At 53.6% G+C, this 25,432-nt stretch carries 26 protein-coding genes; 25 read left to right on the plus strand and 1 reads right to left on the minus strand.

The features are described from left to right. Positions 1–62 precede the first annotated feature (62 nt). The 7 genes from ACSZLD_RS11205 (at position 63) to fabG (ending at position 8,475) form a co-directional block, all read left to right on the plus strand. On the plus strand, positions 63–305 hold the full coding sequence (locus ACSZLD_RS11205) for a type B 50S ribosomal protein L31 (RefSeq protein ID WP_377909130.1): 243 nt from the start codon (positions 63–65) through the stop codon (positions 303–305). A gap of 185 nt (positions 306–490) precedes the next feature. Then, on the plus strand, positions 491–1,120 hold the full coding sequence (locus tag ACSZLD_RS11210) for a thymidine kinase (RefSeq protein ID WP_377909131.1): 630 nt from the start codon (positions 491–493) through the stop codon (positions 1,118–1,120). A 192-nt stretch (positions 1,121–1,312) separates the two neighbouring features. Then, on the plus strand, positions 1,313–2,503 hold the full coding sequence (locus tag ACSZLD_RS11215) for an acetyl-CoA C-acetyltransferase (protein ID WP_444685209.1): 1,191 nt from the start codon (positions 1,313–1,315) through the stop codon (positions 2,501–2,503). A gap of 21 nt (positions 2,504–2,524) precedes the next feature. Next, positions 2,525–4,528 (plus strand): sigma 54-interacting transcriptional regulator, encoded by a 2,004-nt coding sequence (locus ACSZLD_RS11220; RefSeq protein ID WP_444685210.1) that lies wholly within the window; start codon positions 2,525–2,527, stop codon positions 4,526–4,528. 302 nt (positions 4,529–4,830) lie between these two features. Further along, positions 4,831–6,399 carry an acyl CoA:acetate/3-ketoacid CoA transferase gene (locus tag ACSZLD_RS11225; RefSeq protein ID WP_444685211.1) on the plus strand — a complete coding sequence of 523 codons (1,569 nt, stop codon included), beginning with the start codon at positions 4,831–4,833 and terminating at the stop codon, positions 6,397–6,399. A gap of 12 nt (positions 6,400–6,411) precedes the next feature. Continuing rightward, positions 6,412–7,710, plus strand: a complete 1,299-nt coding sequence (locus tag ACSZLD_RS11230) for a GntP family permease (RefSeq protein WP_444685212.1) — start codon at positions 6,412–6,414, stop codon at positions 7,708–7,710. Positions 7,711–7,734: 24 nt separating this feature from the next. Next, a complete protein-coding gene (gene fabG, locus ACSZLD_RS11235) occupies positions 7,735–8,475 on the plus strand; it encodes a 3-oxoacyl-ACP reductase FabG (protein WP_444685213.1) in 741 nt (246 codons plus the stop codon). Between the two features lie 177 nt (positions 8,476–8,652). Here fabG and ACSZLD_RS11240 read toward each other — a convergent pair whose 3' ends face one another. Further along, positions 8,653–9,981, minus strand: a complete 1,329-nt coding sequence (locus ACSZLD_RS11240; protein WP_444685214.1) for an FAD-dependent oxidoreductase — start codon at positions 9,979–9,981, stop codon at positions 8,653–8,655. Between the two features lie 192 nt (positions 9,982–10,173). On the opposite strand from ACSZLD_RS11240, the gene prfA reads away from it, so the two are divergent. The 18 genes from prfA (at position 10,174) to atpA (ending at position 25,430) form a co-directional block, all read left to right on the plus strand. Then, on the plus strand, positions 10,174–11,241 hold the full coding sequence (gene prfA / locus ACSZLD_RS11245) for a peptide chain release factor 1 (RefSeq protein WP_377909138.1): 1,068 nt from the start codon (positions 10,174–10,176) through the stop codon (positions 11,239–11,241). A 10-nt stretch (positions 11,242–11,251) separates the two neighbouring features. Beyond that, positions 11,252–12,106 (plus strand): peptide chain release factor N(5)-glutamine methyltransferase, encoded by an 855-nt coding sequence (gene prmC, locus ACSZLD_RS11250; protein ID WP_444685215.1) that lies wholly within the window; start codon positions 11,252–11,254, stop codon positions 12,104–12,106. Positions 12,107–12,248: 142 nt separating this feature from the next. Beyond that, positions 12,249–13,301, plus strand: a complete 1,053-nt coding sequence (locus tag ACSZLD_RS11255) for an L-threonylcarbamoyladenylate synthase (protein ID WP_444685216.1) — start codon at positions 12,249–12,251, stop codon at positions 13,299–13,301. Positions 13,302–13,474: 173 nt separating this feature from the next. Continuing rightward, positions 13,475–14,140 carry a low molecular weight protein arginine phosphatase gene (locus tag ACSZLD_RS11260; RefSeq protein WP_444685217.1) on the plus strand — a complete coding sequence of 222 codons (666 nt, stop codon included), beginning with the start codon at positions 13,475–13,477 and terminating at the stop codon, positions 14,138–14,140. A gap of 5 nt (positions 14,141–14,145) precedes the next feature. Continuing rightward, the gene (gene rpiB / locus ACSZLD_RS11265) at positions 14,146–14,586 is read left to right on the plus strand and encodes a ribose 5-phosphate isomerase B (RefSeq protein ID WP_377909142.1); all 441 of its coding nucleotides are present in this window, start codon (positions 14,146–14,148) and stop codon (positions 14,584–14,586) included. A gap of 13 nt (positions 14,587–14,599) precedes the next feature. Then, positions 14,600–15,139 carry a TIGR01440 family protein gene (locus tag ACSZLD_RS11270; RefSeq protein ID WP_377909143.1) on the plus strand — a complete coding sequence of 180 codons (540 nt, stop codon included), beginning with the start codon at positions 14,600–14,602 and terminating at the stop codon, positions 15,137–15,139. A 225-nt stretch (positions 15,140–15,364) separates the two neighbouring features. Then, positions 15,365–16,336 carry a LytTR family transcriptional regulator DNA-binding domain-containing protein gene (locus ACSZLD_RS11275; protein WP_444685218.1) on the plus strand — a complete coding sequence of 324 codons (972 nt, stop codon included), beginning with the start codon at positions 15,365–15,367 and terminating at the stop codon, positions 16,334–16,336. Positions 16,337–16,442: 106 nt separating this feature from the next. Then, positions 16,443–17,294: an ABC transporter ATP-binding protein gene (locus tag ACSZLD_RS11280; RefSeq protein WP_444685219.1), complete on the plus strand. Its 852-nt coding sequence runs from the start codon at positions 16,443–16,445 to the stop codon at positions 17,292–17,294. Next, the gene (locus tag ACSZLD_RS11285) at positions 17,291–18,001 is read left to right on the plus strand and encodes an ABC transporter permease (protein WP_377909146.1); all 711 of its coding nucleotides are present in this window, start codon (positions 17,291–17,293) and stop codon (positions 17,999–18,001) included. Before ACSZLD_RS11280 ends, ACSZLD_RS11285 begins: the two co-directional genes overlap by 4 nt. Before the next feature lie 225 nt (positions 18,002–18,226). Beyond that, complete coding sequence (gene glyA, locus ACSZLD_RS11290) at positions 18,227–19,492, plus strand: serine hydroxymethyltransferase (RefSeq protein WP_377909147.1); 1,266 nt, start codon at positions 18,227–18,229, stop codon at positions 19,490–19,492. A gap of 238 nt (positions 19,493–19,730) precedes the next feature. Beyond that, positions 19,731–20,360: a uracil phosphoribosyltransferase gene (gene upp, locus ACSZLD_RS11295; protein ID WP_168005910.1), complete on the plus strand. Its 630-nt coding sequence runs from the start codon at positions 19,731–19,733 to the stop codon at positions 20,358–20,360. 679 nt (positions 20,361–21,039) lie between these two features. After that, positions 21,040–21,291 carry an AtpZ/AtpI family protein gene (locus ACSZLD_RS11300; RefSeq protein WP_444685220.1) on the plus strand — a complete coding sequence of 84 codons (252 nt, stop codon included), beginning with the start codon at positions 21,040–21,042 and terminating at the stop codon, positions 21,289–21,291. Next, a complete protein-coding gene (locus tag ACSZLD_RS11305) occupies positions 21,275–21,646 on the plus strand; it encodes an ATP synthase subunit I (RefSeq protein ID WP_444685221.1) in 372 nt (123 codons plus the stop codon). Before ACSZLD_RS11300 ends, ACSZLD_RS11305 begins: the two co-directional genes overlap by 17 nt. A 57-nt stretch (positions 21,647–21,703) precedes the next feature. Next, positions 21,704–22,429, plus strand: a complete 726-nt coding sequence (gene atpB / locus ACSZLD_RS11310) for a F0F1 ATP synthase subunit A (protein WP_377909149.1) — start codon at positions 21,704–21,706, stop codon at positions 22,427–22,429. Positions 22,430–22,505: 76 nt separating this feature from the next. Beyond that, positions 22,506–22,736 carry a F0F1 ATP synthase subunit C gene (atpE, locus tag ACSZLD_RS11315; protein ID WP_205774536.1) on the plus strand — a complete coding sequence of 77 codons (231 nt, stop codon included), beginning with the start codon at positions 22,506–22,508 and terminating at the stop codon, positions 22,734–22,736. 126 nt (positions 22,737–22,862) lie between these two features. Further along, positions 22,863–23,360: a F0F1 ATP synthase subunit B gene (gene atpF / locus ACSZLD_RS11320; protein WP_168005917.1), complete on the plus strand. Its 498-nt coding sequence runs from the start codon at positions 22,863–22,865 to the stop codon at positions 23,358–23,360. After that, positions 23,360–23,908, plus strand: a complete 549-nt coding sequence (locus ACSZLD_RS11325; RefSeq protein WP_444685222.1) for a F0F1 ATP synthase subunit delta — start codon at positions 23,360–23,362, stop codon at positions 23,906–23,908. The genes atpF and ACSZLD_RS11325 overlap by 1 nt, the downstream gene beginning before the upstream one ends. A gap of 13 nt (positions 23,909–23,921) precedes the next feature. Beyond that, positions 23,922–25,430 carry a F0F1 ATP synthase subunit alpha gene (atpA, locus tag ACSZLD_RS11330; RefSeq protein WP_377909151.1) on the plus strand — a complete coding sequence of 503 codons (1,509 nt, stop codon included), beginning with the start codon at positions 23,922–23,924 and terminating at the stop codon, positions 25,428–25,430. Positions 25,431–25,432 lie beyond the last annotated feature (2 nt).

A 25,432-nucleotide genomic window follows, 5' to 3' on the forward strand; every position in this document is an offset into this window, starting at 1 on the left:
AGAAGTTAGTGCACAGACTTACTCTGTTTCGAGAGATTCAGGGCGGAAGGAGTTGAAAAGACATGAAACAAGGAATTCACCCAGAATACCGTAAAGTAGTATTCAAAGATTCCAGTACTGGCTTCATGTTCTTGAGTGGATCTACAGCGAGCACGGATCAGGAAATCGAGTGGGAAGACGGGAACACATACCCGCTTTACACAGTCGAAGTTTCTTCTGATTCTCACCCGTTCTACACTGGCAAGCAGAAGTTTGCTGATGCAGGTGGACGCGTAGACAAGTTCAAGAAGAAGTACGGAATGTAAGCAGACTCCATTCAGAGAAGCGGCCGGATCATTCCGGCCCGTCTCTGTCAGAACACGTGCGGAACCGACGCTGGATTACCCCGTTGGAGCTGAGGCTCTTAGCGGAAGCGTCGCGGATGCCGTGTTTTTTTTATGACTATTTGACCGCTGTACATACAAAAAACCATGAACAGGGAGCGTCGCCTATGCATCTGACGAGTAAAGAAGGCTGGATTGAAGTGGTCTGCGGCAGCATGTTTTCCGGCAAGTCGGAGGAGCTGATCCGCCGAGTCCGCCGCGCAAGCTTCGGCCGCCAGAAAATACAGGTTTTCAAGCCGCAGCTTGACGACCGCTACAGTGAAACTGAAGTCGTCTCGCACAACGGGTCAAAAGTGTACGCGTATCCGGTGACAGATTCTGAGGATATTTACACCCTGCTTGAAAAAGATACACAGGTTGTCGCAATTGATGAAATTCAGTTCTTCGACCCGGCGATCGTCGACGTGGTGCAGACGCTTGCTGATGACAACAAGCGCGTGATCTGCGCTGGCCTGGATCAGGATTTCCGTGGAGAACCGTTCGGCTGCATGCCGCTGCTGCTGTCGCTTGCCGAATCGGTCACGAAACTGCAGGCGATCTGCCTTTCCTGCGGCTCCCCTGCCAGCCGCACCCAGCGTCTTATTAACAATAAACCGGCCTCCTACGATGATCCGATCATCCTCGTAGGTGCTTCCGAGCAGTACGAGCCGCGCTGCCGCCACTGCCACGACGTGCCCGGCAGACCGAAAACGACCCACGTGCCAGCCATCAACCTCGCCCGTAATACCGACCAGTAACCGAAAAACCAGCTGAAGCCGTTGTGCTCAGCTGGTTTTTTTAATGGGAGCGCAAAGGCTGATTGGACTGCGCTGAGGGCCATTTGTCCTTGCTTTGATGAGGTGTACGGAAAAATGAACACTTTACGAGAGTGGCACGCTTATTGCATGATAAAGAAAGCGCATACGTAAAATTCAAAGGAGGACTTACACATGCGAAATGTAGTTATTGCAAGCGCAGCACGTACACCAGTCGGCAATTTTGGAGGCGCCCTTTCAGGAGTATCAGCCGTGGAGCTGGGGGCGCACGCTGCTAAGGAAGCGATTCAGCGGGCTGGACTTCAGCCGGATCAAATTGAAGATGTCTATATTGGTAATGTTCTTTCCGCCGGACTCGGGCAGAACGTTGCTAGGCAGACGGCGATAAAGGCCGGAATTCCGGATACGGTTCCGGCGACAACGATCAATAAACTCTGCGGATCCGGACTTCGTTCGGTGAGCATGGCGGCCCAGTTTATTATGCTCGGCGACGCCGACATTATCGTAGCGGGCGGCACAGAAAGCATGAGCAACGCACCATACGTTATGCCTGGCGCGAGATGGGGCCAGCGCATGGGCGACGGCAAGCTTGTCGATACGATGCTGAAAGACGGCCTGATGGACGCGTTTAAACCGGTGCACATGGGCATCACCGCTGAAAACATTGCAGAGCGGTGGAACATTTCCCGTGAACGCCAGGATACCTTTGCACTGGAAAGCCAGCAGCGTGCGGGCCGTGCCGTGGAAGAAGGCCGCTTTCAGGATGAGATTGTGCCAGTCGATGTACCGGGCCGCCGAGGTGAAGTGACGACCGTGTCCGAAGATGAATTTCCAAAGCCGAACGTGACGATGGAGAAGCTCGCGAAGCTGAAGCCGGCCTTCAAAAAAGACGGAGGCACAGTGACAGCAGGAAACGCTTCAGGCATCAACGACGGGGCAGCGATGCTCGTCGTCATGTCAGAAGAAAAGGCAAACGAGCTCGGCGTAAAGCCGCTCGCTGTCTTAAAAGCTTACGGCAATGCCGCACTTGATCCGGACATCATGGGCTACGGGCCGGTACCGGCTGCGAAACAGGCATTGGAGCGTGCCGGCTGGGGCATTGATGATCTGGACGTCGTGGAAGCAAATGAAGCATTTGCCGCACAGTCACTCGCTGTCGTCGATGATTTAAAGCTCGATCCGGCAAAGGTTAACGTAAACGGCGGCGCGATCGCACTCGGGCACCCGATCGGTGCCTCCGGCGCGCGCGTGCTGACCACCTTGCTGTATGAATTAAAGCGAAGCGGTCAGAGCCGAGGGATGGCGGCACTCTGCATCGGCGGGGGCCAGGGAACGGCGCTGCTCGTCGAACGGCCGCAGCAGTAAACGAAGTGGAGGAGAGCCGATATGCTGAGCCGGATTCACGTTCATCACATTTTAAAGCAGCCAAACCTCGTGCTGTGCACGACGGATACCATTCAGGAGGCAGCCGCGGGCTTATACCGTCTTAAGGATGAGGCAGTACCGGTCGTCGATGCTGACGGAAAAGCGGCGGGCTGGATTTCGGCCGATACGCTCATGAGCTCGATGATGAACGGGCTCGGACCGGATACGCACGTTGAGGCTGTCATGGAAAAGCCGGACGTGATGCTGCGGGAGCACGATGTCCCTGCCGGCTGGCGCTGGCTTCCGCCGGTCCTGCCTGTTGCAGATGAGGCAGGCGGACTTGCCGGTGTCATTCACGCAGACGACTGGCTGAAGGAAGCGGACAGGCTGGCAGCGGCAGAACGAAAAGAGCTGCTGCGCGTTCTCTGTCCGCAAGGAGGGATGCTCTGTCTCCTTTCCGGCAGCGGAGAGATTCTCGCGTCAGCCGGAACGGAGGCCGCAGAGCTGCAAGAGATTCCGGGAGGCGGCGAGCTCCTCTCTTACCTGCATGGGAAAGCGGAGGCGGTGCCGACGACGGTCGAGAAAGAAGGTCGTACGTATCACCTGCTCGCAGAGCCTGCAGGCGGCTCGTTCCTGCTGCAGGTACGCTCGGACGAAGCGCCGGCAGATGAAGCCTGGAAAGACAAGGCGGAACAGATGGAAATGGTGATTGAGCTCTCCTCCGACGGGATTATCATGGTCGACCGCAGCGGCATCATTACAATGGTTAATAATGAGTACGCCCAGTTTATCGGGATGAAGGAAGAAGATATGGTTGGCCGCCACGTCGCCGACATCATCGAAAATACGCGTATGCACATTGTCGCCGAAACCGGTAAGCCAGAAATTGCCGATATCCAGAAAATCAACGGCGACTATATGGTCGCTAACCGGCTGCCGCTTTACAAGGACGGCGAGCTCGACGGAGCGGTCGGCAAAGTGCTTTTCAAAAATTTAGGCGGCTTCAAGGCGCTGAAGCGGCGAATTGAAAAGCTGGAACGGGAGCTCGATTCTTATAAGGGTGAATGGCGCGAGACTAACCGGGCCAGCTACCAGTTCCACCAGCTGCTAGGGAAAAGCGCCGCATGGAACCGGACGAAGGAAATGGCCCGGCAGGCTGCTGCCACAGACAGCAGCGTGCTGCTTCAGGGAGAGAGCGGGACAGGAAAAGAGTTGTTTGCCCACGCGATTCATCTGGCAGGTCCGCGTGCACCTGGTCCGTTCGTGAAGGTTAACTGTGCGGCGATTCCCGGCGATCTGATCGAATCCGAGCTGTTCGGCTACGTAGAAGGATCGTTTACCGGCGCTAAACGCGGCGGTAAAAAAGGCAAATTTGAAGCAGCGGACGGCGGTACGATTTTTCTCGATGAAATCGGCGAACTGCCGCTGCATCTTCAGGTAAAGCTCCTTCGCGTCCTGCAGGAGCGGGAGGTGGAGCCGGTGGGTGCCACGGCGTCACGAAGCGTGGATATCCGGGTTATCGCGGCGACCAACCGGGACCTTGAAAGCATGATTGAAGACGAACAGTTCCGGCTCGACCTTTACTACCGGCTGAACGTTTTTTCCATCCTGATTCCGCCGCTGCGTGAACGGACAGACGATTTGGAGGAGCTTGTGCCGCATTTTCTCGCGCGAGCCTCGGAGCGAACCGGCACGTCGGTCGCCGGCGTCGATGAGGATGTCTGGCGGCTGCTTCGCACGTACAGCTGGCCCGGCAACACGCGGGAGCTCGAAAACGTATTGGAACGGTCGGTTACGATCGCGCGCGGCAGCAGCTCGCTGAAGCCGGAGCACCTTCCGCCGTCGATTCGCGGCGATACGATGGAAAAGCCAGCTGCCTTGCAGCAAGTGCTGCAGGAGGCGGAACAGCGGGCGGTGGAGCAGGCGATTCGCTATGCAGATGGAAATAAATCGCTCGCTGCCAGCCTGCTCGGCATCAGCCGGACGTCTCTGTATGAAAAACTGAAGCGGTATGAAAAGGTATAGTGCCAGCGCCGGGACAAGCTTCCCGGCGTATTCTTTTTTTTACCGGCATCCAGCGGTTCGGGCAATACAATTGAAAGTGTCCGCTTTATCTGACACATGTTCACTTCTTCTGAAAAACATGTATGAATACGCTTACATATTGATTAGAGTCATTCGATTATCTGTTTAGAAATACGTACAACTTTATCCGTTAGGTTGAAAGCGCTTTCTATAAAACCCTGTCATACCGCAAGTTTTGTCGGTGAGAAGTTGGCACGGAACTTGCAATGTAACGTGGCAGAACGTTTTTAGGAGGGACTCGCATGTCAAAAGTAAGGAGCGCCCGTGAAGCAGCGGGCATGATTGAGAACGGATCGACAGTAGCTACAGGAGGATTTGTCGGCACGGGGGTGCCGGAAGGGCTCGCGATCGCCATTGAAGAACGCTTTTTAGAGGAGCAAGCACCGGCCGGACTGACGCTGATGTACGCAGCAGGCCAAGGGGACGGAAAAGCAAAAGGGCTGAATCATTTCGGACATCCCGGATTTTTAAAGCGCGTCGTCGGCGGCCACTGGGGGCTTGCGCCCAAAATGGCGGAGCTTGCGATTGCCAACAAAGTAGAGGCTTACAATCTGCCGCAGGGCATCATCACCCACATGTTCCGGGATACAGCTGCCGGCAAGCCAGGAACGATTTCCCACGTCGGCCTGCGCACTTTTGTTGACCCGCGCAAGGGCGGAGGACGAATCAACAACGTCACGAGGGAAGAACTCGTCGAGCTGATGGAAATCGGCGGCCGGGAGTATCTGTTTTACAAGACGTTTCCGATTCACGTCGGACTCATTCGCGCGACATATGCAGATGAAGAGGGAAATGCCGTCATGACGAAGGAAGCCGGAAGCCTGGAAGCACTTTCGATTGCGCAGGCAGCTAAAAACAGCGGCGGCATCGTGCTGCTGCAGGTGGAAAAGGTGGTCGAGCGCGGCACGCTTGATCCGAAGCTCGTCAAAATTCCCGGCATCCTCGTCGATGCAGTCGTAGAAGCAGCGCCGGAGCATCACATGCAGACATTTGCCGAGCAGTACAACCCGTCTTATTCCGGCGAGATCAAACGATCGCTTGATTCACTCGAGCCGCTGCCGCTCAATGAACGTAAAATAATCGCGCGCCGTGCGGCGATGGAGCTCATACCGGCAGCGATCACGAACCTTGGCATTGGCGTGCCGGAAGGAGTGGCAGCTGTAGCAAGTGAAGAAGGCGTACTCAGCGACATGCGTCTGACGGTGGAATCCGGACCGATCGGCGGCATGCCGGCAGGCGGACTCAGCTTTGGCGCTGCGAATAACCCGGATGCCATCATTGATCAACCGTATCAGTTTGATTTTTACGACGGGGGCGGACTCGACATCGCCTTTCTCGGACTCGCGCAGCTGGATCAGGAAGGAAACGTGAATGTCAGCAAGTTCGGCTCAAAGGTCACGGGAGCAGGCGGCTTCATTAATATTTCGCAAAACGCGCAAAAGGTGGTTTTCTGCGGGACGTTTACTGCAGGCGGCCTGAAAGTGGATGTCGAAGATGGCGAGCTCCGTATTTTACAGGAGGGAAAGGTGCAGAAATTCGTCGAGCAGGTCGAGCAGACGACGTTCAGCGGCACATACGCCGCCGAGCTGGAGCGGCCGATCATGTACGTGACCGAGCGGGCTGTATTCGAACTGACAAAAGACGGGCTCATGCTGACCGAGATTGCACCGGGTGTCGATCTCGAAGCCGACATTCTCGCACAGATGAACTTCCGGCCGGTTATTTCGCCGGAGTTGAAAACGATGGATAAAATGATTTTCAACCGGGAACGCATGGGGCTTCAGGAGGCTATGCAGCCGGCAGTTAACTAAGGGGGGACAATCATGTTAGGCATATTTCTAGGGCTATTACTTATTATGGGGCTTGCATACGCCGGGTGGTCGATCATCTGGGTAGCCCCGATCGCAGCAGGGGTCGTCGCATTAACAGGCGGATTGGATCTGCTTGACGCCTACACGAATACGTACATGGACGGCTTCGTCGGTTTTGCACGTGACTGGTTTCCTGTCTTTATGCTCGGCGCGATCTTCGGGAAGCTGATGGAGGATACCGGGATGGCCCGGTCTGTTGCAGAAGCGCTCACGAAGGTGATCGGCACGAAGCGGGCTATTTTAGGGGTTATCGTATCAGCAGCTGTACTGACGTACGGCGGGGTCAGCCTGTTCGTCGTTGTATTTGCGGTGTACCCGCTTGCGCTTGCCATGTTCCGGGACGCCAATATTCCGCGCCGGCTCATTCCGCCGACGGTTGCGCTCGGTGCTTTTACGTTTACGATGACGGCGATTCCCGGCACGCCGCAGATTCAAAACCTGATTCCGCGCGACTACTACCAGACCGATGCGATGGCCGCACCGATTATGGGGATTTCCGCGGCGATCGTCATGGCTGTCGGCGGCTACTTATATTTACGCTGGCGGGAAGGGAAGCTGCGTGCTGCCGGGGAAGTATATACAGAGCCGAAGGACAAAAAGGTGTTCAACCAGGAAGAGGAGGAGAAAATACCGCCGAAGCTGTTTACGGTGCTGTCGCTCGTACCGCTCGCTGCGGTCGTGCTTTCTCTGAACTTGTTCGGACTCGACATTGTCGTGGCGCTCTTGATCGGTATTTTTCTGATCATGGCATTTAATATTCACAAATTCCGCGGCTTTTCCGCCGCTGTCAACGCCGGGGCAGGCGGCTCCGTGATTGCGATCGTCAACACGAGTGCCGCTGTCGGCTTCGGGGCAGTCGTGCAGGCGGTACCGGGCTTTGACCGGCTGACCCAGCTCGTACTGAGCGTGCCGGGAAACCCGCTCTTTTCACAGGCAGTTGCCATCAACGTGCTCGCCGGTGCGACCGGGTCTGCCTCAGGCGGGATGACGATCGCGCTCAATGCGCTCGGGGACCGCTATTATGAAATTGCGATTGCGACGAATATGGAGCCGGAAGCGTTCCACCGCATCGCTTCGATTGCCTCCGGCGGACTGGACGTGCTGCCGCATAACGGTGCCGTGCTCACGCTGCTGGCGATCACGGGGATGACGCACAAAGATTCCTACAAGGATATCTTCGTCGTCGGTGCGCTTATACCAGTTTTATCATCAGTCGTTGCCATTTTAGTGTACGCAATCGGACTGCTGTAAACCACTATTGAAGGAGAGATATACATGCGATTAAAAGATAAAGCAGCTGTCATCACAGGAGCAGGACGAGGAATCGGAGCGGCAACCGCCGTCCGGTTTGCAGAAGAAGGAGCCTCTGTTGTGGTGGCAGACAGGAACGAAGACGATGTGAAGCAGACGGTGGAGGCGATTGAACAGGCGGGCGGCCGTGCTTCTGCCTGCACGGTCAACGTCACAGACCGCGACTCTGTGAAGGCGATGCTCGAGCAGTGCAAGCAGGAATTCGGCTCTGTCGATATCGTTGTCAGCAACGCCGGCATCACCGCAGACGCTCAGCTGTTGAAAATGGAGGAGGATCAGTGGGACCGCGTCATCGACGTGAACTTAAAAGGTGTCTTCAACACCGGACAGGCAGCTGCTGCCATTATGAAGGAGCAGGGGAGCGGGGTCATTTTAAATGCGTCCTCCGTTGTCGGAAGCTACGGTAACTTCGGCCAGACAAATTACGCAGCCGCGAAATGGGGCGTGAACGGCATGACGAAAACGTGGGCCAAGGAGCTCGGCCGCTTTAATGTGCGCGTCAATGCAGTTGCTCCCGGATTCGTAAAAACGCCGATGACCGAAAAGATGCCGGACAAGGTGCTTGCCTTTATGGAAGAGAAGTCCGTAATGAACCGGCTTGCGGAAAGCCGTGACATCGCAAACGCGTATTTATTCCTCGCCTCCGACGAAGCCTCGTTTATCACCGGCGAGATTCTCGCCGTAGACGGCGGCGTTGTCATTTAATAGCTTACGAGAGGATCAGAACGATGCGAAGGTCCGGCGGACGGAAGAAGGGAAAGCCGAGCCCGTTCTCTCCGGAAAGCGAGGGTCCGCAAATACAGGCAGCCGCCATCTTATTCACCTAAAATGACTTTATCCACAGTCTGAAAAGCCCGCACCTCGACGTGCGGGCTTTTGTCGTTATTTAAAGGCTCTTACCCCTTTTTGTACGGGATCCCATGTTGAGTTGTACGGCGGGGCGTAGCTTAAATCCAAATGTTGAATGTCGGTCGTTGTCATGTTGTTGTAAATCATGACCGAAGCCGCGTCAATCCGCTTGTCAACACCGGTCGTGCCGACGGCCTGGATGCCGAGGAGCCGCCCGCTGGCATCATCTTTTACGAGCTGCAGCTTCATTTTATTGGCCCCCGGGAAGTAATCGGCATACGGATGCGTCTCGATCACTTTCACGCTGCAGGCGTAGCCGGTTTCCTTTGCTTCACTCACGCCGATGCCGGTACGGCCCGCAGTGAGATCAAAAAAGCGCATGATGGCAGTACCGACAATGCCCTGGAACGTCTTCCGCTCACCGGAAATGTTGGCGCCGGCAACCCGGCCCTGCTTGTTGGCGTGCGTGCCGAGCGGAACGTAGTCATGCTGCTCTTTTATCCGGTGATACTGGGTGGCGCAGTCGCCGGCGGCATAAATGTTGGCCACGTTCGTGCGCATGTATGGATCGACAATCGCGGCTCCGGAGTAATGCAGGTGCACGCCAGTTCCTTCTAAATAGGAGGTGTTTGGCGAAATGCCGACCGCAACGATGACGCCTTCTGCTTCATACGATCCTTTTGTCGTCACAATGCGGGACACGCGGCCGTCTTCGCCTTCAAAGCGCGTGACGTCTTCATGCAGATGCAGCTCAATGCCGTGCTTTTCTGCTTCTTCGCGCAGGGCCTCGCTCACGGTTTCATCAAAGTTGCTGCCGAGTTTATCGGAGCGGTTAATGAGTCGCACCTTTTTCCCCTGCTCGACGTAATTTTCCGCTACCTCCAGTCCAATGTAGCCGGCGCCGACGATCGTAATCTGGTCGGTCTGCTCGAGGTCGTCTTTAATCGCTTTCGCATCCGGGATCGTCTTCAGCGTATGAATGCCTTCCAAATCAGCACCGTCTACCGGCAGGCGTAACGGACTGCCGCCGCTTGCACAGAGTAGCACGTCATAGCTGAAGGAAACGTCGCTGCTGCTTTCGTGATCGAACGCGTGGACGAGCTGTTTATCAGATTCGACCTTTGTCACTTCGTGGTACGTTTTCGCATCGATTCCTTTGTCGCGGAAAAAGGAAACGGGACGGGCAATCAGGTCTTCCGCCTCATCAACGGTTCCGCCCAGATAATAAGGAAGCCCGCACTGGCCGTATGAATAAATACCGCCGCGCTCGAGCACCGTAATCGAAGCGTCCTCCCGTTTATGTACAATCTGCATGGCGGCACTCATGCCGGCAGCGTCTCCGCCGATAATCACTACTTTCATGCTATCCCTCCTTGCATACTGCTTCTCCTATACCCCCCGGCCCACTTTTCGTAAACACATCTGCGCCCCTGTCAAATCCGGCTCTGCCCGTTGATTTTCACAGGGTTTACGCCTATACTGTGAAAAGGATAGAAAGTGCCTTCGTCTGCCCGATGGACGAGGTGACGCGAATTTAAGGTGAGGTGAAGCGACGTGTTTGATCGTCTGCAAGCAGTAGAGGACCGGTACAATCAGCTGACAGAGCTCTTGATGGATCCGGACGTCATCAGTGATAACAAAAAACTGCGCGATTATTCCAAGGAACAGTCCGACATGCAGGAAACGGTAGAAACGTACCGCCGCTATAAGGACATTAAGCAGCAGTACGACGAAGCAAAAGAAATGCTGCAGGACAGTCTCGATGATGAGATGCGCGAAATGGTAAAGATGGAAATGGATGAGCTCGGCGACGAGATCCCGGAGCTCGAGGAAAAGATGCGTGTGCTCCTGCTTCCAAAGGATCCAAACGATGACAAAAACGTCATCGTGGAAGTCCGCGGTGCAGCCGGAGGCGATGAAGCAGCTCTCTTTGCCGGAGACTTGTACCGCATGTATTCCCGCTACGCGGATCAGCAGGGCTGGAAAACGGAAGTGATTGAAGCGAACGGCACCGGCATCGGCGGCTATAAGGAAATTATCTTTATGGTAAACGGAAAGGGAGCCTTCTCCCGTCTGAAGTACGAGAACGGCGCTCACCGCGTTCAGCGCGTGCCGACGACAGAATCCGGCGGCCGGATTCATACGTCGACGGCGACGGTTGCGGTTCTGCCGGAAGCTGAAGAAGTAGAAGTCGACATTAACGAAAAAGATATCCGCGTCGATACGTTCGCATCGAGCGGACCGGGCGGCCAGTCGGTAAACACGACGATGTCTGCCGTGCGGCTTACGCACATGCCGACCGGCGTCGTCGTCTCCTGTCAGGATGAAAAATCACAGATCAAGAATAAAGAAAAAGCGATGAAGGTACTGCGTGCCCGCATCTATGACAAGTTTCAAAAGGAAGCTCAGGCAGAATACGACGAGCATCGCAAATCAGCTGTTGGCTCCGGCGACCGCTCCGAGCGGATCCGCACGTACAATTTCCCGCAGAGCCGCGTGACGGACCACCGTATTGGCCTGACGCTGCAGAAGCTGGATCAGATTTTAGAAGGCGGACTGGATGAAGTGATCGATCCGCTTATCATTGAAGAGCAGTCCCGTATGATGGAGAACGCAAACTAAGGAGATGTCCATGACGATGATGTTTGAAGCCCTCTCCCGGGCTTCTTCTTTTTTGGAAGAAGCCGGAGAAGAAAAAGAAATTGCCTCCATTCTCCTGCAGCACCATATCGGATACAGCCGGGCTCAGCTGCTGGCAGAAATGCGCAGTCCGATCGAGGAGTCACTTTTGGAACGGTACATGGAGGATGTGCGCACGGCCGCTTCCGGCGTGCCCGTGCAGCATATCACCGGCAGCGAACAATTTTACGGGCGTCGTTTTCACGTCAACCCGGACGTGCTGATTCCGCGTCCGGAAACAGAAGAGCTCGTGCAGCATGTGCTCAAGCAGTGCCGGAAGCAGGACGCATCTATAGTCGATATCGGTACGGGAAGCGGAATCATTGCCATTACACTGGCACTGGAGCTGCCGGAGTCTTCTGTCACGGCAGTTGATATATCTGAACGGGCGCTTCAAACAGCCGAGCAAAACGCAGCTTCGCTTCAGGCAGACGTCACGTTTCTGCTCGGTGACCTCGTCAGTCCGGTAGCCGGACGAACGTTTGATGTACTCGTATCCAACCCGCCGTATATACCAGAGGGAGACCGGTCGTTTATGAAACGAAACGTCACCGAGCACGAGCCGGAAGGTGCCCTGTTTGCAGGGGAGGACGGACTCGTCATCTACTGTAGGCTCGCGGCGGCACTGCCTGGCATGTTAAACGAAGACGGCCTGGCAGCGTTTGAGATCGGGGACGGTCAGGGAGAAGCCGTAGCGGCGCTCCTGAAAGAGGCGCTTCCGGATGCGGAAGTGAACGTACGACGCGACATCAACGGACGGGAGCGAATCGTTTCGGCAATCCGTCAGCCTGTTCGTATCCGTGGATAACTTTTTCGGTATTCCACAAAGTTATCCACGGAATATGCGGAAGTTATACCCAGTTCCTGTGGATAAACCGTTTTTATCCACAGGATGTGTAGAGTTGTCCGACGAACATCAGATTAAATAATTCGAGGGGAGTGGATAACTGATGGATTATCAACAAACTATCCACTGGTCTGTGGATAATGTTGGGGAAAAGACGTTTCAAGCTGCGGTCGCTGAAGCTGGGGCGCTTTTGCGTGAGGGAAAGCTGGTTGCATTTCCGACTGAAACCGTCTACGGACTCGGCGCAGATGCCCGCTCTGATGCAGCCGTCGCTTCTGTGTTTCAAGCGAAGGGCCGTCCGTCCGATAACCCGCTGATCGTGCATGTCGCCGATAAACAGGATGCTGCGCTTGCTGCGGCAGCGATCACGGAAACAGCTGAAAAACTGATGGACGCCTTTTGGCCGGGGGCATTAACGATCATTCTCCCTCATAACGGCACGTTATCCACAAAGGTAACGGCAGGTTTATCCACTGTCGGCATCCGCCTGCCGGACCATCCTGCAGCACGAGCGGTGATTCGTGCTTCCGGTTGCCCCATCGCTGCTCCGAGCGCAAATCGGTCGGGAAGGCCGAGTCCAACGCGTGCGATGCACGTGGCCGAGGATTTAGATGGACGGATTGCGGGAATTTTGGACGGCGGTCCCACCGGAGTCGGATTGGAGTCTACGGTGATTGACTGTACGGTGGAGCCTCCGCTTATTTTACGGCCGGGAGGCGTGACGTCAGCCGAAATCGAAGCCGTCATCGGCACCGTCGACGTGGATCCGGCGCTGTCAGAAGAAGAACAGCCGCGATCGCCTGGTATGAAATACCGCCACTATGCTCCGGAAGCACCGCTCACGCTGCTGGATGGCACCACTGCTTTCATGCATGAACAAATTCGCGCCAGCCGAGAGCGCGGGGAGCGGGTCGGCGTTATTTTAACGAAAGATCTTGCCGGAGAGAGCGGCGCCGATCGCGAATACGTGCTGCCAGCCGGCGATACCGAAACAGTCGCGCGCGAGCTTTATCATGCCCTGCGCACCTTTAAAGAAACAGAGGTCGATCAGATTTTCATGCAGGTGATTAAAGGAGAAGACCTTGGCTTTGCAGTGATGAATCGGCTCGTGAAAGCAGCTGGAGGACGCGTGCTCACGGAAAACCGTACGTTCTAGCAAACAGGCAGAATCCCGACGCAGCGGGGTCCTGCTTTTTTTATGCGTGAAGCGGTTATCCACATGTGAATAACGGCCGAAAATCGGATAATATGGTAAAATAGAAGAGAGATTCACGACGGACGGCGTCGGGTATGAGAAGGATATAAAGACAGAACAAAGGAAGTGACAGGATGGAGAGAGTGTTATTTGTCTGCACCGGAAATACGTGCAGAAGCCCGATGGCAGAAGCCGTATTTATGGAAAAGAGAGAGCACGAGGACATGGAGGCGAAATCAGCCGGCGTGCATGCAATGGACGGCATGCCGATTTCTGAAGGTGCCAGGCAGGCGCTGGCCCGTCATAATCTAATGGAAAGTCATCAGTCACAGTCTCTGACGGAGGACCTGCTCGGCTGGGCCGATCTCGTCCTGACGATGACAGAATCGCATAAGCAGCTCGTGATTGAGCAATTTCCGGAGCGGGCGGATCACGTGTACACACTGAAGGAATATGTGCTGGACGATCAGGAATCGCTTGATAAAATCGATGAGCTTCGCGATCATCTCGCCCAGATCGAAATGAAGCGTGCGGCTTTTGTTGCGGACAATCAGTCGGCTGTGGATAAATACAACGATGAAAGACCGATGCAGTCTGATAAGCAGAAAAAAATGGAAGAGGAGCTGCTTCAGGCGCTCGAACCGCATCAGCGCGCCATCGATCGGCTGGAATGGGATCTGCCGGCGATGGATGTCCGTGATCCATTCGGCGGAGACGAAGCCATTTACAACGCAACGTATGAAGAAATCGAAGAAGCAGTTGAGAAACTTGTAAAGAAACTAGCACAAAAGGAGATGTGACGGAAGTGAAAATTGTAGTTGGATCAGACCATGCAGGATACGCATTGAAAGAGCAGCTCGTACCCGTTATAGAAGAGCTTGGCCATGAAGTAAAGGACGTTGGCAACCACTCCGCCGATTCCGTTGATTACGCAGACTACGGCATTCCAGCTGCAGAAATGGTCGCTTCCGGAGAAGCAGACCGCGGTATTATCATCTGTGGAACCGGCATCGGCATGTCGATTTCGGCAAATAAGGTGAAAGGCATCCGCTGTGCGCTCGTGCATGACTTGTTTTCGGCAAAGGCAACGCGCGAGCATAACGACACGAACGTGCTGGCCATGGGAGAACGCGTCGTCGGCCCCGGCATCGCACAGGAAATTGTAAAGGTATGGCTCTCCACTGAATTTGAAGGCGGCCGCCACGAGCGGCGCGTCGACAAAATGATGAAATACGAAAATCGCTAGGAGGGGATCTGCCGTGGAAGAAAAGCTGAAGCACGATGTCACGCTGGCGCTGGAAGAGCTGCAGGAGCAGGCCGCACTCAAGCCCGGTCAGCTGCTCGTTATTGGCACAAGTACGAGTGAAGTGCGCGGTCATAAAATCGGAAAAGCCGGCACGACAGACGTAGCGCGTGAGCTGTGGGATGCTTTTTCAGCGTTTCAGACGAAGTACGGGGTGCATCTCGTTTTCCAGGGCTGCGAACACATCAACCGCGCCTTAACGCTCGAAGCAGAGGCAGCCGAGCGGTATCACCTCGACCCGGTAACGGTCGTGCCTGTGCCGGAAGCAGGCGGTTCGATGGCAGCTCTTGCTTACGAACGAATGAATGATCCGGTCGTTGTGGAGCGTGTTCACGCTCACGCCGGGATCGACATCGGCGATACGTTTATCGGCATGCATTTAAAGGAAGTGGCCGTGCCGGTGCGCACCTCGATCAAGTCGATTGGAGAAGCACACGTCACGTTTGCGCGCACCCGGCCGAAGCTGATCGGCGGCGCACGCGCCTCCTATAAGTAGAAGACATTCCTCAGGCAGAAGCGCCTGAGGTTTTTTCGTGCAGCAGGTGATAAGTCTGCAGCATGTTTGAGGGACGAAAGTCAGGGACTGCACCCTGCATTAAGAACATATGTTCTTAATGGTTTCCTGCTGATAAACCGACGGTGTACATTTTTCAAGCATGCGGTAGAATTAGGAAATAGACGACTATTTCCCGGGAAATGATCCTGGTGAAAGGAGCACGTGATGACCAAACTGCACTTTATCCCGCGAGCTGGAGCCGGACGACGCCTGCCGGAGCTGACGATCCCGCTTCCAAACGAAACGATCACCGCCTGTTATACAGCGAGTGAACATCAGCTGGAGCTGATTGAGGCAATCATCGCTAAAGAAGCGGTATTCAAAGCGGAGGATGCGATGATGCCAGATGAGCAGATGTCGCTCATGCTGCGTGAAGAAGGTCTGTATCCAAAGCTTACCGTCAAAGATCAGCTCACCTTTTACAGACGCCTGTACCAGTCCAGCCTTTCAGTTAAAGCAGCAGCCGAAGAACTGCAGCTGCTTGACTGCTATCGGGACCGGATTGACCGGCTCTCCTATTCCATCCAGCGACGGATCTGCGCTGCGAAAATGCTGTTTCAGGATGCTTCTGTCTATATCGTGGAAGAAATGGAGCAAAACGTCGATACCGAATCCCGTAAAATCATCCGCAGGCAGCTGCGAAAGCTTGCAGACAGCGGTCGTGCCGTGCTCATTCTCACGTCTGCAATGGAAAGTGCCATTACCGCAGCAGATGTGATATACCGGTTAAAGGAGGACGGACTGAAAGAAGTGCCGGTTGAGCACGATCATGAGACCGGTGATGCAACGGCAGATGAGGTTCGTTTCTCCAAAATCCCGGCAAAGCTGGAGGATAAAATGGTGCTGTTTGATCCTCCGGAAATTGATTATATTGAGAGCCGGGACAGCCGATCGTACATATGTATCAACAACGAATCCTATCCGTGTGCGTTTACGCTGCAGGAGCTGGAGGAGAAGCTGAAATCATTCGGCTTTTTCCGCTGTCACCGCTCCTATATCGTCAACCTGCAAAAGGTGCGCGAAGTGATCACGTGGACGCGCAACAGCTACAGTCTGCAGCTCGCAAACAAAGCAAAAACGGAAGTGCCGCTTTCCAAGCAGAAGCTCGACGAACTGCGGGCTGTTTTTGGCCTGTAAGGTGCGCTTGTCAGCCGGTCGTATGCTCCTTTCAGCCGATTTTTACTGCGCCGGCACGGATTTCCTTTTACGCTGAAAGCATCAACCAGCCAAGGAGGTAATGCACATGAGTATCATCTATATGAATCAGGTGAGCAAGTATTTCGGGCAGGAAAAGGCGCTCGACGGACTGCATGTCGACATCAGCCGCGGAGAAATTTACGGGTTTCTCGGACCGAGTGGAGCTGGAAAGACGACGACGATTCATCTGCTGACCGGACAAATGCCAATTACGGACGGGGAAGCAGAAGTATTCGGAAAGCCGGCGCTGCAGATGAAGCGGCGGGAAAATTTACAGCGGATCGGGATCATGACGGAGGCAAGCGGTCTGTACCAGCGGCTGACCGTTCAGGAAAATTTAAAGCTGTTCGCAAAGCTTTATGGAGTAAAGCAGCCTGGAAAACGAATTGACGAAGTACTTGAGCTGACTGGCATGAGTAGGGAAAAGAAGAAGCCTGCCGCCAAGCTGAGCAAAGGCATGACACAGCGGGTGCTGTTTGCAAGAGCGATTCTGCATGAGCCGGAGCTGCTGTTCCTCGATGAACCGACAGCGGCGCTTGATCCGACGAGCTCCAGCCGCATTCACCGCGGTCTGCAGGAAATGCGGGAGCAGGGGACCACGATCTTTTTAACGACGCACGATATGCAGGAAGCGGAAACGCTCTGCGACCGTGTTGCCTTCCTGGACAATGGACGGGTTCAATTGAGCGACAAGCCGAAGCTGCTGCGACAGGCGTACGCCGATGGCACGATCTCCGTTGAACTGAAGGACGGTTCAGCATACAGCCTGCAGCAGACGAAGGATGATGCGGCAAAACTCGCCGACTGGATTGGGAGCGGCCGTGTGGCTGAAGTTAAAACGAATTTGCCAACGCTTGGAGACATTTTTATTCAAACAACCGGGAGGGAGCTCGTATGAATTTTTCCATCGTCAGAACCTACGCCATCGCTGCGAAAGACATGAAGGAGCTCTCCAAGAACATGTTCGTGCTGACAACAGCCGTGATGCCATTTTTCTTCGCGCTCATGTTTGGACGCCAGGACGATATTCCGCTTGTTGTGCATTACCTCGTCATTAATCTGACGTTTGCCTCTGTCGCCTGCTTTGTGCAGACGGCGCTGATCGCTGAAGAAAAAGAAAAGAAGACGCTTCGTTCTCTCATGCTGTCACCTGCGACATCTACGGAGATTTTAACGGGAAAAAGTGCAGTAGCTGCCGCTTTGACTGCCGTAACACTCGTCATCTGCATGCAAATCACCGGCTACACGCCGGAAGGAATATACGTGTATGCAGGCCTGGCGATTTCGCTTGTGTTCTATTTAATGGTCGGTCTGCTGCTCGGTTTGCTTGCCCGGACGCTCGTAGAAGCATCGGTGCTGATTCTGCCGGTTATTTTCATTCTCGGCATGGGCGGATTATTCATCGAGTTTTTCCAGCAGTATGATATTGCTGCCTGGCTGGAATACTTGCCGAACTTTCAGCTGGAGTACATTGCGGCTGCCGTCGGCCAGGGCGGAGGACTGGCGGACGTATCCGGCTATCTGCTTGTTATTACCGGATGGACAGTTGCGGCTGCTGTACTGACGGTCGCTGTCTACCGGAAGCGGACATTCATTGAGGAGTAGACAAAATACGAATGTTTAAGCAAACAGAGCGAAGGGACATCCGTCTTTTCGCTCTGTTTTGGGAGATAAAATCACGCGAATCAGCTGTTTTTTAAGAAAAAACAGAATGAAAGCGTGTTCATTCGTCAGACGAGTGCAAATTCCTTTGCTTATTTTCGCGGTAGGCGTTAAAATGAAGGGCAGTATCAAGCTAATTACGAAGAGCTTAGGGAGGGTCCATGTATAATGACAACGATCGATAAGCAGGCACTTAGTCATGTAAAGGCACAGGACGCGGAACTTTTTGAGGCAATGGAGCTGGAACTGAAGCGTCAGCGCGATAACATCGAGCTGATCGCATCCGAGAACTTTGTATCTCGTGCAGTAATGGAAGCGCAGGGATCGGTTCTCACGAACAAATATGCAGAAGGATATCCGGCGAAGCGCTATTACGGCGGCTGTGAGCACGTAGACACCGTCGAAAATATCGCGCGGGACCGCGCCAAGCAGCTGTTTGGGGCAGAGTATGCCAACGTGCAGCCGCACTCCGGCGCCCAGGCGAACATGGCTGTTTACTTTGCCTTTTTGGAGCACGGCGACAAAGTGCTCGGCATGGATCTGAACCACGGCGGACATTTAACGCACGGAAGCCCGGTCAACTTCAGCGGAAAGCAGTATGAGTTTGTCGGCTACGGCGTCGAGCCGGACACCGGTAAAATCAACTATGATACGGTGCGCGAGCTGGCGAAGGAGCACAAGCCGAAGATGATTGTTGCCGGTGCAAGCGCCTATCCGCGTGAAATTGACTTCAGCATCTTTAAGGAAATCGCGGACGAAGTCGATGCATACCTGATGGTCGACATGGCCCACATCGCAGGACTTGTCGCAACAGGCGACCACATGAACCCGGTGCCGTATGCGGACTTTGTGACCACGACAACGCACAAAACCCTTCGTGGACCGCGCGGCGGTATGATTCTCGCCAAAGAAGAGTACGGTAAAAAGCTCGATAAAGCGATTTTCCCTGGTCTGCAGGGCGGACCGCTCATGCACGTCATCAGCGCGAAAGCTGTCGCATTCGGCGAAGCGCTTCGTGACGACTTTAAAACGTATTCCCAGCAGGTGAAGAAAAATGCGGCAGCGCTCGGCAAGGCGCTCACGGACAACGGGATCGATCTCGTCTCCGGCGGCACCGACAACCACCTCGTGTTGCTCGATCTGCGCAGCTTGAACCTGACAGGAAAAGTAGCGGAAAAAGCGCTCGATGAAGTGGCCGTTACGACGAACAAAAACGCCATTCCATTCGATCCGGAAAGCCCGTTTGTCACAAGTGGTATCCGTATCGGTACAGCAGCGGTCACCTCCCGCGGCTTCAAAGAACAGGAGCTGACAGAAGTAGGCGAAATCATCGCTTCTGTACTGAAGGATCCGGAAAACGAAGCAGTGCTCAAAGAAGCGCGCAGCCGCGTGGCGAAGCTGACTGCTGCCTTCCCAATGTACGAAGACGAATAGGCGCTGAGCCCTGTTTCGGGGCTGTCCATCCATCGTGGAGGACGGCCCCTTTTTTATGGAAAAGAAAGGGACGAAGCAGCGGTGGCAAGCGCTGCGGGGCAAAGAAGACCAGGTTTATGCTGCTCTTCAAGCAGCGCGAGCCGTTCATTTGGCAGGTGCATGCGTGATCAGCTCTTGCAGAGAGGGCCCTGGTACGGTAGAATACGCAAAGGAAACGAAGCTGAGGAGCGTGAAAATGATGGCAAAAGTATACGTGTTTGACCACCCGTTGATTCAACATAAACTTTCTTACATCCGCAATGAGAAGACCGGCACGAAGGAATTTCGCGAGCTGACAAATGAAATTGCCGGTCTCATGGCGTTCGAAATCACCCGCGAGCTGCCGCTTCAGGAAGTACAGGTGCAGACGCCGGTGGCAGAAGCAACGTGCCACACGATCGCCGGCAAAAAGCTTGGCATCGTTCCAATTCTGCGCGCCGGTCTCGGCATGGTAGACGGCATGCTGGAGCTTATTCCAGCTGCAAAGGTCGGCCACGTCGGTCTCTACCGTGACCCGGAAACGCTCAAGCCGGTCGAATATTACGTGAAGCTTCCAAAGGACACGAGCGAGCGTGACTTTATCGTCGTTGACCCGATGCTTGCCACAGGCGGATCGGCGATCGAAGCGATCAACGTCATGAAAAAGCGCGGCGCTCAAAACATTAAGCTTATGTGCCTCGTCGCTGCACCGGAAGGCGTCGAAGCGATGAAGGAAGCCCACCCTGATGTGGATATCTTCCTCGCAGCACTTGATGAAAAGCTGAATGAAAAAGGCTATATTGTTCCAGGTCTCGGCGATGCCGGCGACCGTTTGTTTGGAACAAAGTAAAAGTCGCAAGGCAGAAGCTCTGTACGAGGGCTTCTGCTTTTTTTATAGTGAAAAACGATTAATGAAAGTGTTCAACTTTTCGGAGTAAATCATCAACATTGCCTGCAAAAGCTTCAACTTTTCCTCTGAAAGCTTTATCATTGGCAGGCAGCTGTTCACGAGCATCAACGTAAGACTGTTATAACGAAAAAAGCATCATTTACACCCGGCAAATGATTAACTTCAGCATGCAAACATTCAACTTTTTCTGCACCGCCCAAATAAGCGCCTGCTGCCGACACCGCAAACCGTGTTCTTCTTCAAAATAGCAATTTTCCTACCCTCTTTATACAATCGTAAACCACATTCTGGCTTATCTGCCGAATGGATTTTCCTGTAAGCCGGCAGAATTCCTGCTGTCACAGGCAGAGAGCCTGATTCTTCACAAAAAATTCACATTTAATTTTCTCCCACATATAAAAGACATTTTTCACAATCTTATGTATAATAGGAGGCGTGCGAAAAAGGTTTGGGACGGAATCCGAGGGGTTCTGACGAGGCAGTCGGACATTGCACAAGCCCTTGATACGTCGGCATTGTTGACGTTTTCACTGTGTTGACAGACAGGGGGGCGTGTTGTACGATGACTAAGGGTATCGGGTGAACAATCCATTTTTTTGTGAGCGGGGAGTCATGCGGTATGCCGAACGAGCCAAAGCGATCACCTTATCGATCCGTTTTGAAAGCCTTTGCGCTTATGTCGACGATATCCTCCTATATAATAGGAGCGGTATTGGTAGGTGTCTTTGGTGGCAGATGGCTCGATCAATGGCTAGGAACCGGCAGCGTTTTTCTGATCACTCTGCTTCTGGCAGGACTGATCACAGCGATGTACGGCATTTACACCACAGTGATGAGATTTACGGAGGACAACGATGACAATAATGTATAACCTTGCCAGACGCTACACAATTTACACGGCGGTTATCATCGTCCTGTTACTCATGACTGCTGCGGTGACGTCGTTTTCGACGTTTTTCCTTGGAATGGCATTCGGTACGGCGGTTAGCCTGCTGAATCTCATCAGTACATATTTCCAGACGAAGCGGGTGCTCGACTCGCACGCTTCGGGCAGGTACAGGTTTTCTATCGGAACGCTCGGCAGGATGGTTGGTGTCATCATCGCATTAGTTATTGCGCAAGCTTTTCCCCAGTATTTCGATATGATTGGTGTAATTGCAGGCCTCGCAGTTACGTATGTCATTCTTCTGATTGATCCCATTTTCCAAAAAAAACATTTCCAGTAGTGCGGCTTTTGCAAAGCGGAACCGTCTGAAATGCATCAAAGAGAGGTGAATTTACGATTGGATAATCAATTCTTAACGGTCGATCTGTTTGGTATTCCGTGGATGACGGTCAACGTGCCGAACATTCTGCTGATAACCGCAGCGATGACCATCGTCTTTTTCGTCGTATTCTTTATGACACGGCGCATTGAGATGTATCCGACCGGCGCGCAGAATGCCATTGAGTATCTCGTGCAGTTTATCAAAAACATCATCAGCAGTACGATGGACTGGGAACGCGGCAAAAATTTCTTTATGCTGGGCATCACGCTCATCCTCTACGTGTTCGTTGCGAACATGATGGGTGTTCCGTTTGAGCTTGCGACTGCCGGAGAGCACTACGTCTGGTGGAATTCCCCGACATCAAATCCGGTTCTGACCCTTTCGCTTGCCCTGTTCGTGATCCTGCTGACGCATTATTACGGCATTAAGCTGAAAGGTCCGAAAGAATACGGAAAGGATTATCTCCGTCCGGTCGGCTTCTTATTACCATTTAAGCTGATTGAGGAGTTTTCCAACACGGTCACGCTTGGTATGCGACTTTTCGCAAACATTTATGCGAAAGAAGTTATTATCGTCATGCTCGTCGGCCTTGGTACGTCAAGTTTGTTCTGGGTGTTCGGTGCGTTTCTGCCGCTCGTTATTTTCCAGGCATTCAGTGTCTTCATTGGTTCCCTTCAGGCCTTCATCTTTGTCATGCTGACGATGGTGTACATGGCCCACAAAGTAAACGAGGAACACTAATTTTCGTGAATAATGACCCTGCAAGGGCGTATTCTTCATACATCTATCACACATAATTCTAAGGAGGATTTTCAGAATGATTGAAATTGGTCTTATTGGTATTGGTATTGGTCTAGCAGCTGGACTTGCAGCTATCGCAGGTGGTATCGGGGTTGCTATTGTTGTTGCAAACACGCTTCAGGGTGTTACTCGTCAGCCGGAACTGCGCGGTCCGCTTCAGACTGTTATGTTCATTGGTATTCCGCTTGTTGAGGCCCTTCCGATCTTTGCGATCGTTATCTCCTTCCTGCTCCTTGGTCAAATGTAGGTTAACACATTCTAACTGGCGGAGAAGTTTTAACTCGCTTCGCCATTCCTTATGTAGATAGAGGGGTCCAGCTCGTCTGGATTCCCTTTTCCCACAAGACAGCTTAGGAAAAAGGAGGCGACCCTGTTGTTTGATATCAATGAAATTGAATGGATTAATGCGCTTTATCAAATAGCAGCATTTTTCGTTCTGCTTCTCCTGCTCAAGAAATTTGCCTTCGGTCCTGTTATGGGAATGATGGAAAAGCGGGAAAAACATGTAGCGGACCAGATCGCTACGGCAGAAAAGAACCGCGAAGAGTCTGAAAAGTACCTGCAGGAGCAGCGTGACGCCATTCAGACAGCGCGTGAAGAAGCGAAAGAAATCGTGGAAAACGCGAAGAAATCAAGTGAAAACCAGGCGGCGGACATCATGCAGAACGCGCGCCGTGAATCAGAACGAATGAAAGAAAACGCGAAACAGGAAATCAACACAGAAAAAGCACAGGCTATCTCCGCGCTTCGTGAGCAAGTTTCCACCCTGTCTGTCCTTGTCGCATCCAAGGTAATCGAGAAAGAGCTGGATGAACGGGAACAGGAGAAACTCATTCAGGAAACACTTAAAGAAGTTGGCGAAGACCTATGATGAGACATCCAATCGGTGTGCGTTATGCCACTGCGCTGTTTGAACTGGCGCAGGAGCAGGGGACGCTGGACACAACTCTGGAAGATCTTGATACCGTAGCACAGGTTACGCAGGACACGAACCTTCTTGACGAAGTGTTCCGCCATCCAAAGATGACGAACATCCGTAAAAAAGAGATCCTCGACCAGGCCTTTTCCGGCAAGGTCAGCCAGCAGGTGATTAACCTGCTGAAGGTTCTCGTGGACAACCAGCGTGAATCGCTGTTTACGGCCATTGCGGACAACTTCAAGGCGCTGACATATGAAGCGCAGGGAGTTGCTGAGGCGGTCGTACATTCAGCCAAGCCGCTCAGTGAAACTGAAAAGAACGCCGTGGCAGACGTATTTGCCAAGCGTTCTGGAAAGCAGAAGCTGACGATCCATAATGTTACGGACAAAGACGTCATCGGCGGGCTGCGCGTACGCATCGGAGATACTGTGTATGATGGCACTGTCGCGAATCAGCTTGCACGCATTCATGAACGCATGACTGCAGGCATCAGTAGATAGGGGTGAACGATATATGAGCATCAGAGCCGATGAAATCAGTTCGCTGCTGAAGCAGCAGATTGCAGGCTATGAATCTGAAATGGAAGTAAATGATGTCGGTACCGTCATCCGTGTCGGGGACGGGATCGCCGTTGCTCACGGCCTGGAGAACGTTATGGCCGGAGAACTGCTCGAGTTTTCCAATGGTGTCATGGGAATGGCCCAGAACCTCGAGGAGAACAACGTAGGTATTATCATTCTCGGACCGTATGTTGATATTCGTGAAGGAGACGAAGTCAAGCGTACAGGACGAATCATGGAAGTACCGGTAGGGGAAGAGCTCCTCGGCCGCGTTGTCAACCCGCTCGGTCAGCCGCTTGACGGCAAAGGCCCGGTAGCAACATCCAAAACACGCCCGATTGAAAGCGCCGCTCCTGGTGTCATGGACCGTAAGTCCGTACACGAGCCGCTTCAGACAGGCGTAAAAGCAATCGATTCCCTCATTCCAATCGGCCGCGGACAGCGTGAGCTGATCATCGGGGACCGCCAGACTGGTAAAACAGCGATTGCCATGGATACGATCATCAACCAGAAAGAAGAGGACATGATCTGTATTTATGTCGCAATTGGTCAGAAGGAATCAACCGTTGCAGGCGTGGTAGAAACACTTCGCCAGCACGGCGCACTCGATTACACGATCGTCGTTACAGCAAGTGCGTCCCAGCCGGCACCGCTTCTTTACCTCGCGCCGTACGCCGGGGTTTCCATGGGTGAAGAGTTCATGTACAACGGCAAGCACGTGCTTGTTATTTACGATGACCTCACGAAGCAGGCAGCAGCCTACCGTGAGCTTTCCCTCCTGCTCCGCCGCCCGCCGGGTCGTGAAGCATTCCCAGGGGACGTTTTCTATCTTCACTCTCGTCTGCTTGAGCGTGCTGCAAAGCTCAGCGACGACAAAGGAGCAGGCTCTCTGACTGCACTGCCATTCATTGAAACACAGGCAGGCGATATCGGAGCTTATATTCCAACAAACGTGATCTCGATCACAGACGGTCAGATCTTCCTGCAGTCCAACCTCTTCTTCTCCGGGGTACGCCCGGCCGTTGACGCAGGTCTTTCCGTATCACGTGTAGGTGGTTCCGCCCAGATTAAGGCGATGAAGAAGGTAGCTGGTACGCTCCGTCTTGACCTTGCCTCTTACCGTGAGCTTGAAGCATTTGCGCAGTTCGGTTCCGACCTCGACGCCTCGACGAAATCGAAGCTCGACCGCGGTGCCCGTACAGTAGAAGTGCTCAAGCAGGGCCTCAACCAGCCGCTTCCGGTTGAAAAGCAGGTCTTCATTCTGTTCGCACTGACGCGAGGACACCTTGACGACATCGAGGTGGAAGATGTACGCCGCTTTGAAGCGGAGCTGTACACGTTCCTCGAGCACAATAAAAAAGATCTTCTGTCTCAAATCAAGGACACCGGCGCGCTCGCAGAAGACGAAGCGATGACAGGTGCGATTGACGAATTCAAGAAGACGTTCCAGTCCTCAAACTAATG

It is taken from the genome of Alkalicoccus luteus, from assembly GCF_052061695.1.
GTDB lineage: Bacteria > Bacillota > Bacilli > Bacillales > Salisediminibacteriaceae > Alkalicoccus > Alkalicoccus luteus.

Bases quoted from the DNA above. Each gene is read 5' to 3' on its own strand.
- ACSZLD_RS11205 (WP_377909130.1), top strand. From the start codon at position 63: ATGAAACAAGGAATTCACCCAGAATACCGTAAAGTAGTATTCAAAGAT.
- ACSZLD_RS11210 (WP_377909131.1), top strand. From the start codon at position 491: ATGCATCTGACGAGTAAAGAAGGCTGGATTGAAGTGGTCTGCGGCAGC.
- ACSZLD_RS11215 (WP_444685209.1), top strand. From the start codon at position 1,313: ATGCGAAATGTAGTTATTGCAAGCGCAGCACGTACACCAGTCGGCAAT.
- ACSZLD_RS11220 (WP_444685210.1), top strand. From the start codon at position 2,525: ATGCTGAGCCGGATTCACGTTCATCACATTTTAAAGCAGCCAAACCTC.
- ACSZLD_RS11225 (WP_444685211.1), top strand. From the start codon at position 4,831: ATGTCAAAAGTAAGGAGCGCCCGTGAAGCAGCGGGCATGATTGAGAAC.
- ACSZLD_RS11230 (WP_444685212.1), top strand. From the start codon at position 6,412: ATGTTAGGCATATTTCTAGGGCTATTACTTATTATGGGGCTTGCATAC.
- fabG (WP_444685213.1), top strand. From the start codon at position 7,735: ATGCGATTAAAAGATAAAGCAGCTGTCATCACAGGAGCAGGACGAGGA.
- ACSZLD_RS11240 (WP_444685214.1), bottom strand. From the start codon at position 9,981: ATGAAAGTAGTGATTATCGGCGGAGACGCTGCCGGCATGAGTGCCGCC.
- prmC (WP_444685215.1), top strand. From the start codon at position 11,252: ATGACGATGATGTTTGAAGCCCTCTCCCGGGCTTCTTCTTTTTTGGAA.
- ACSZLD_RS11255 (WP_444685216.1), top strand. From the start codon at position 12,249: ATGGATTATCAACAAACTATCCACTGGTCTGTGGATAATGTTGGGGAA.
- ACSZLD_RS11260 (WP_444685217.1), top strand. From the start codon at position 13,475: ATGGAGAGAGTGTTATTTGTCTGCACCGGAAATACGTGCAGAAGCCCG.
- ACSZLD_RS11275 (WP_444685218.1), top strand. From the start codon at position 15,365: ATGACCAAACTGCACTTTATCCCGCGAGCTGGAGCCGGACGACGCCTG.
- ACSZLD_RS11280 (WP_444685219.1), top strand. From the start codon at position 16,443: ATGAGTATCATCTATATGAATCAGGTGAGCAAGTATTTCGGGCAGGAA.
- ACSZLD_RS11285 (WP_377909146.1), top strand. From the start codon at position 17,291: ATGAATTTTTCCATCGTCAGAACCTACGCCATCGCTGCGAAAGACATG.
- glyA (WP_377909147.1), top strand. From the start codon at position 18,227: ATGACAACGATCGATAAGCAGGCACTTAGTCATGTAAAGGCACAGGAC.
- upp (WP_168005910.1), top strand. From the start codon at position 19,731: ATGGCAAAAGTATACGTGTTTGACCACCCGTTGATTCAACATAAACTT.
- ACSZLD_RS11300 (WP_444685220.1), top strand. From the start codon at position 21,040: ATGCCGAACGAGCCAAAGCGATCACCTTATCGATCCGTTTTGAAAGCC.
- ACSZLD_RS11305 (WP_444685221.1), top strand. From the start codon at position 21,275: ATGACAATAATGTATAACCTTGCCAGACGCTACACAATTTACACGGCG.
- atpE (WP_205774536.1), top strand. From the start codon at position 22,506: ATGATTGAAATTGGTCTTATTGGTATTGGTATTGGTCTAGCAGCTGGA.
- ACSZLD_RS11325 (WP_444685222.1), top strand. From the start codon at position 23,360: ATGAGACATCCAATCGGTGTGCGTTATGCCACTGCGCTGTTTGAACTG.
- atpA (WP_377909151.1), top strand. From the start codon at position 23,922: ATGAGCATCAGAGCCGATGAAATCAGTTCGCTGCTGAAGCAGCAGATT.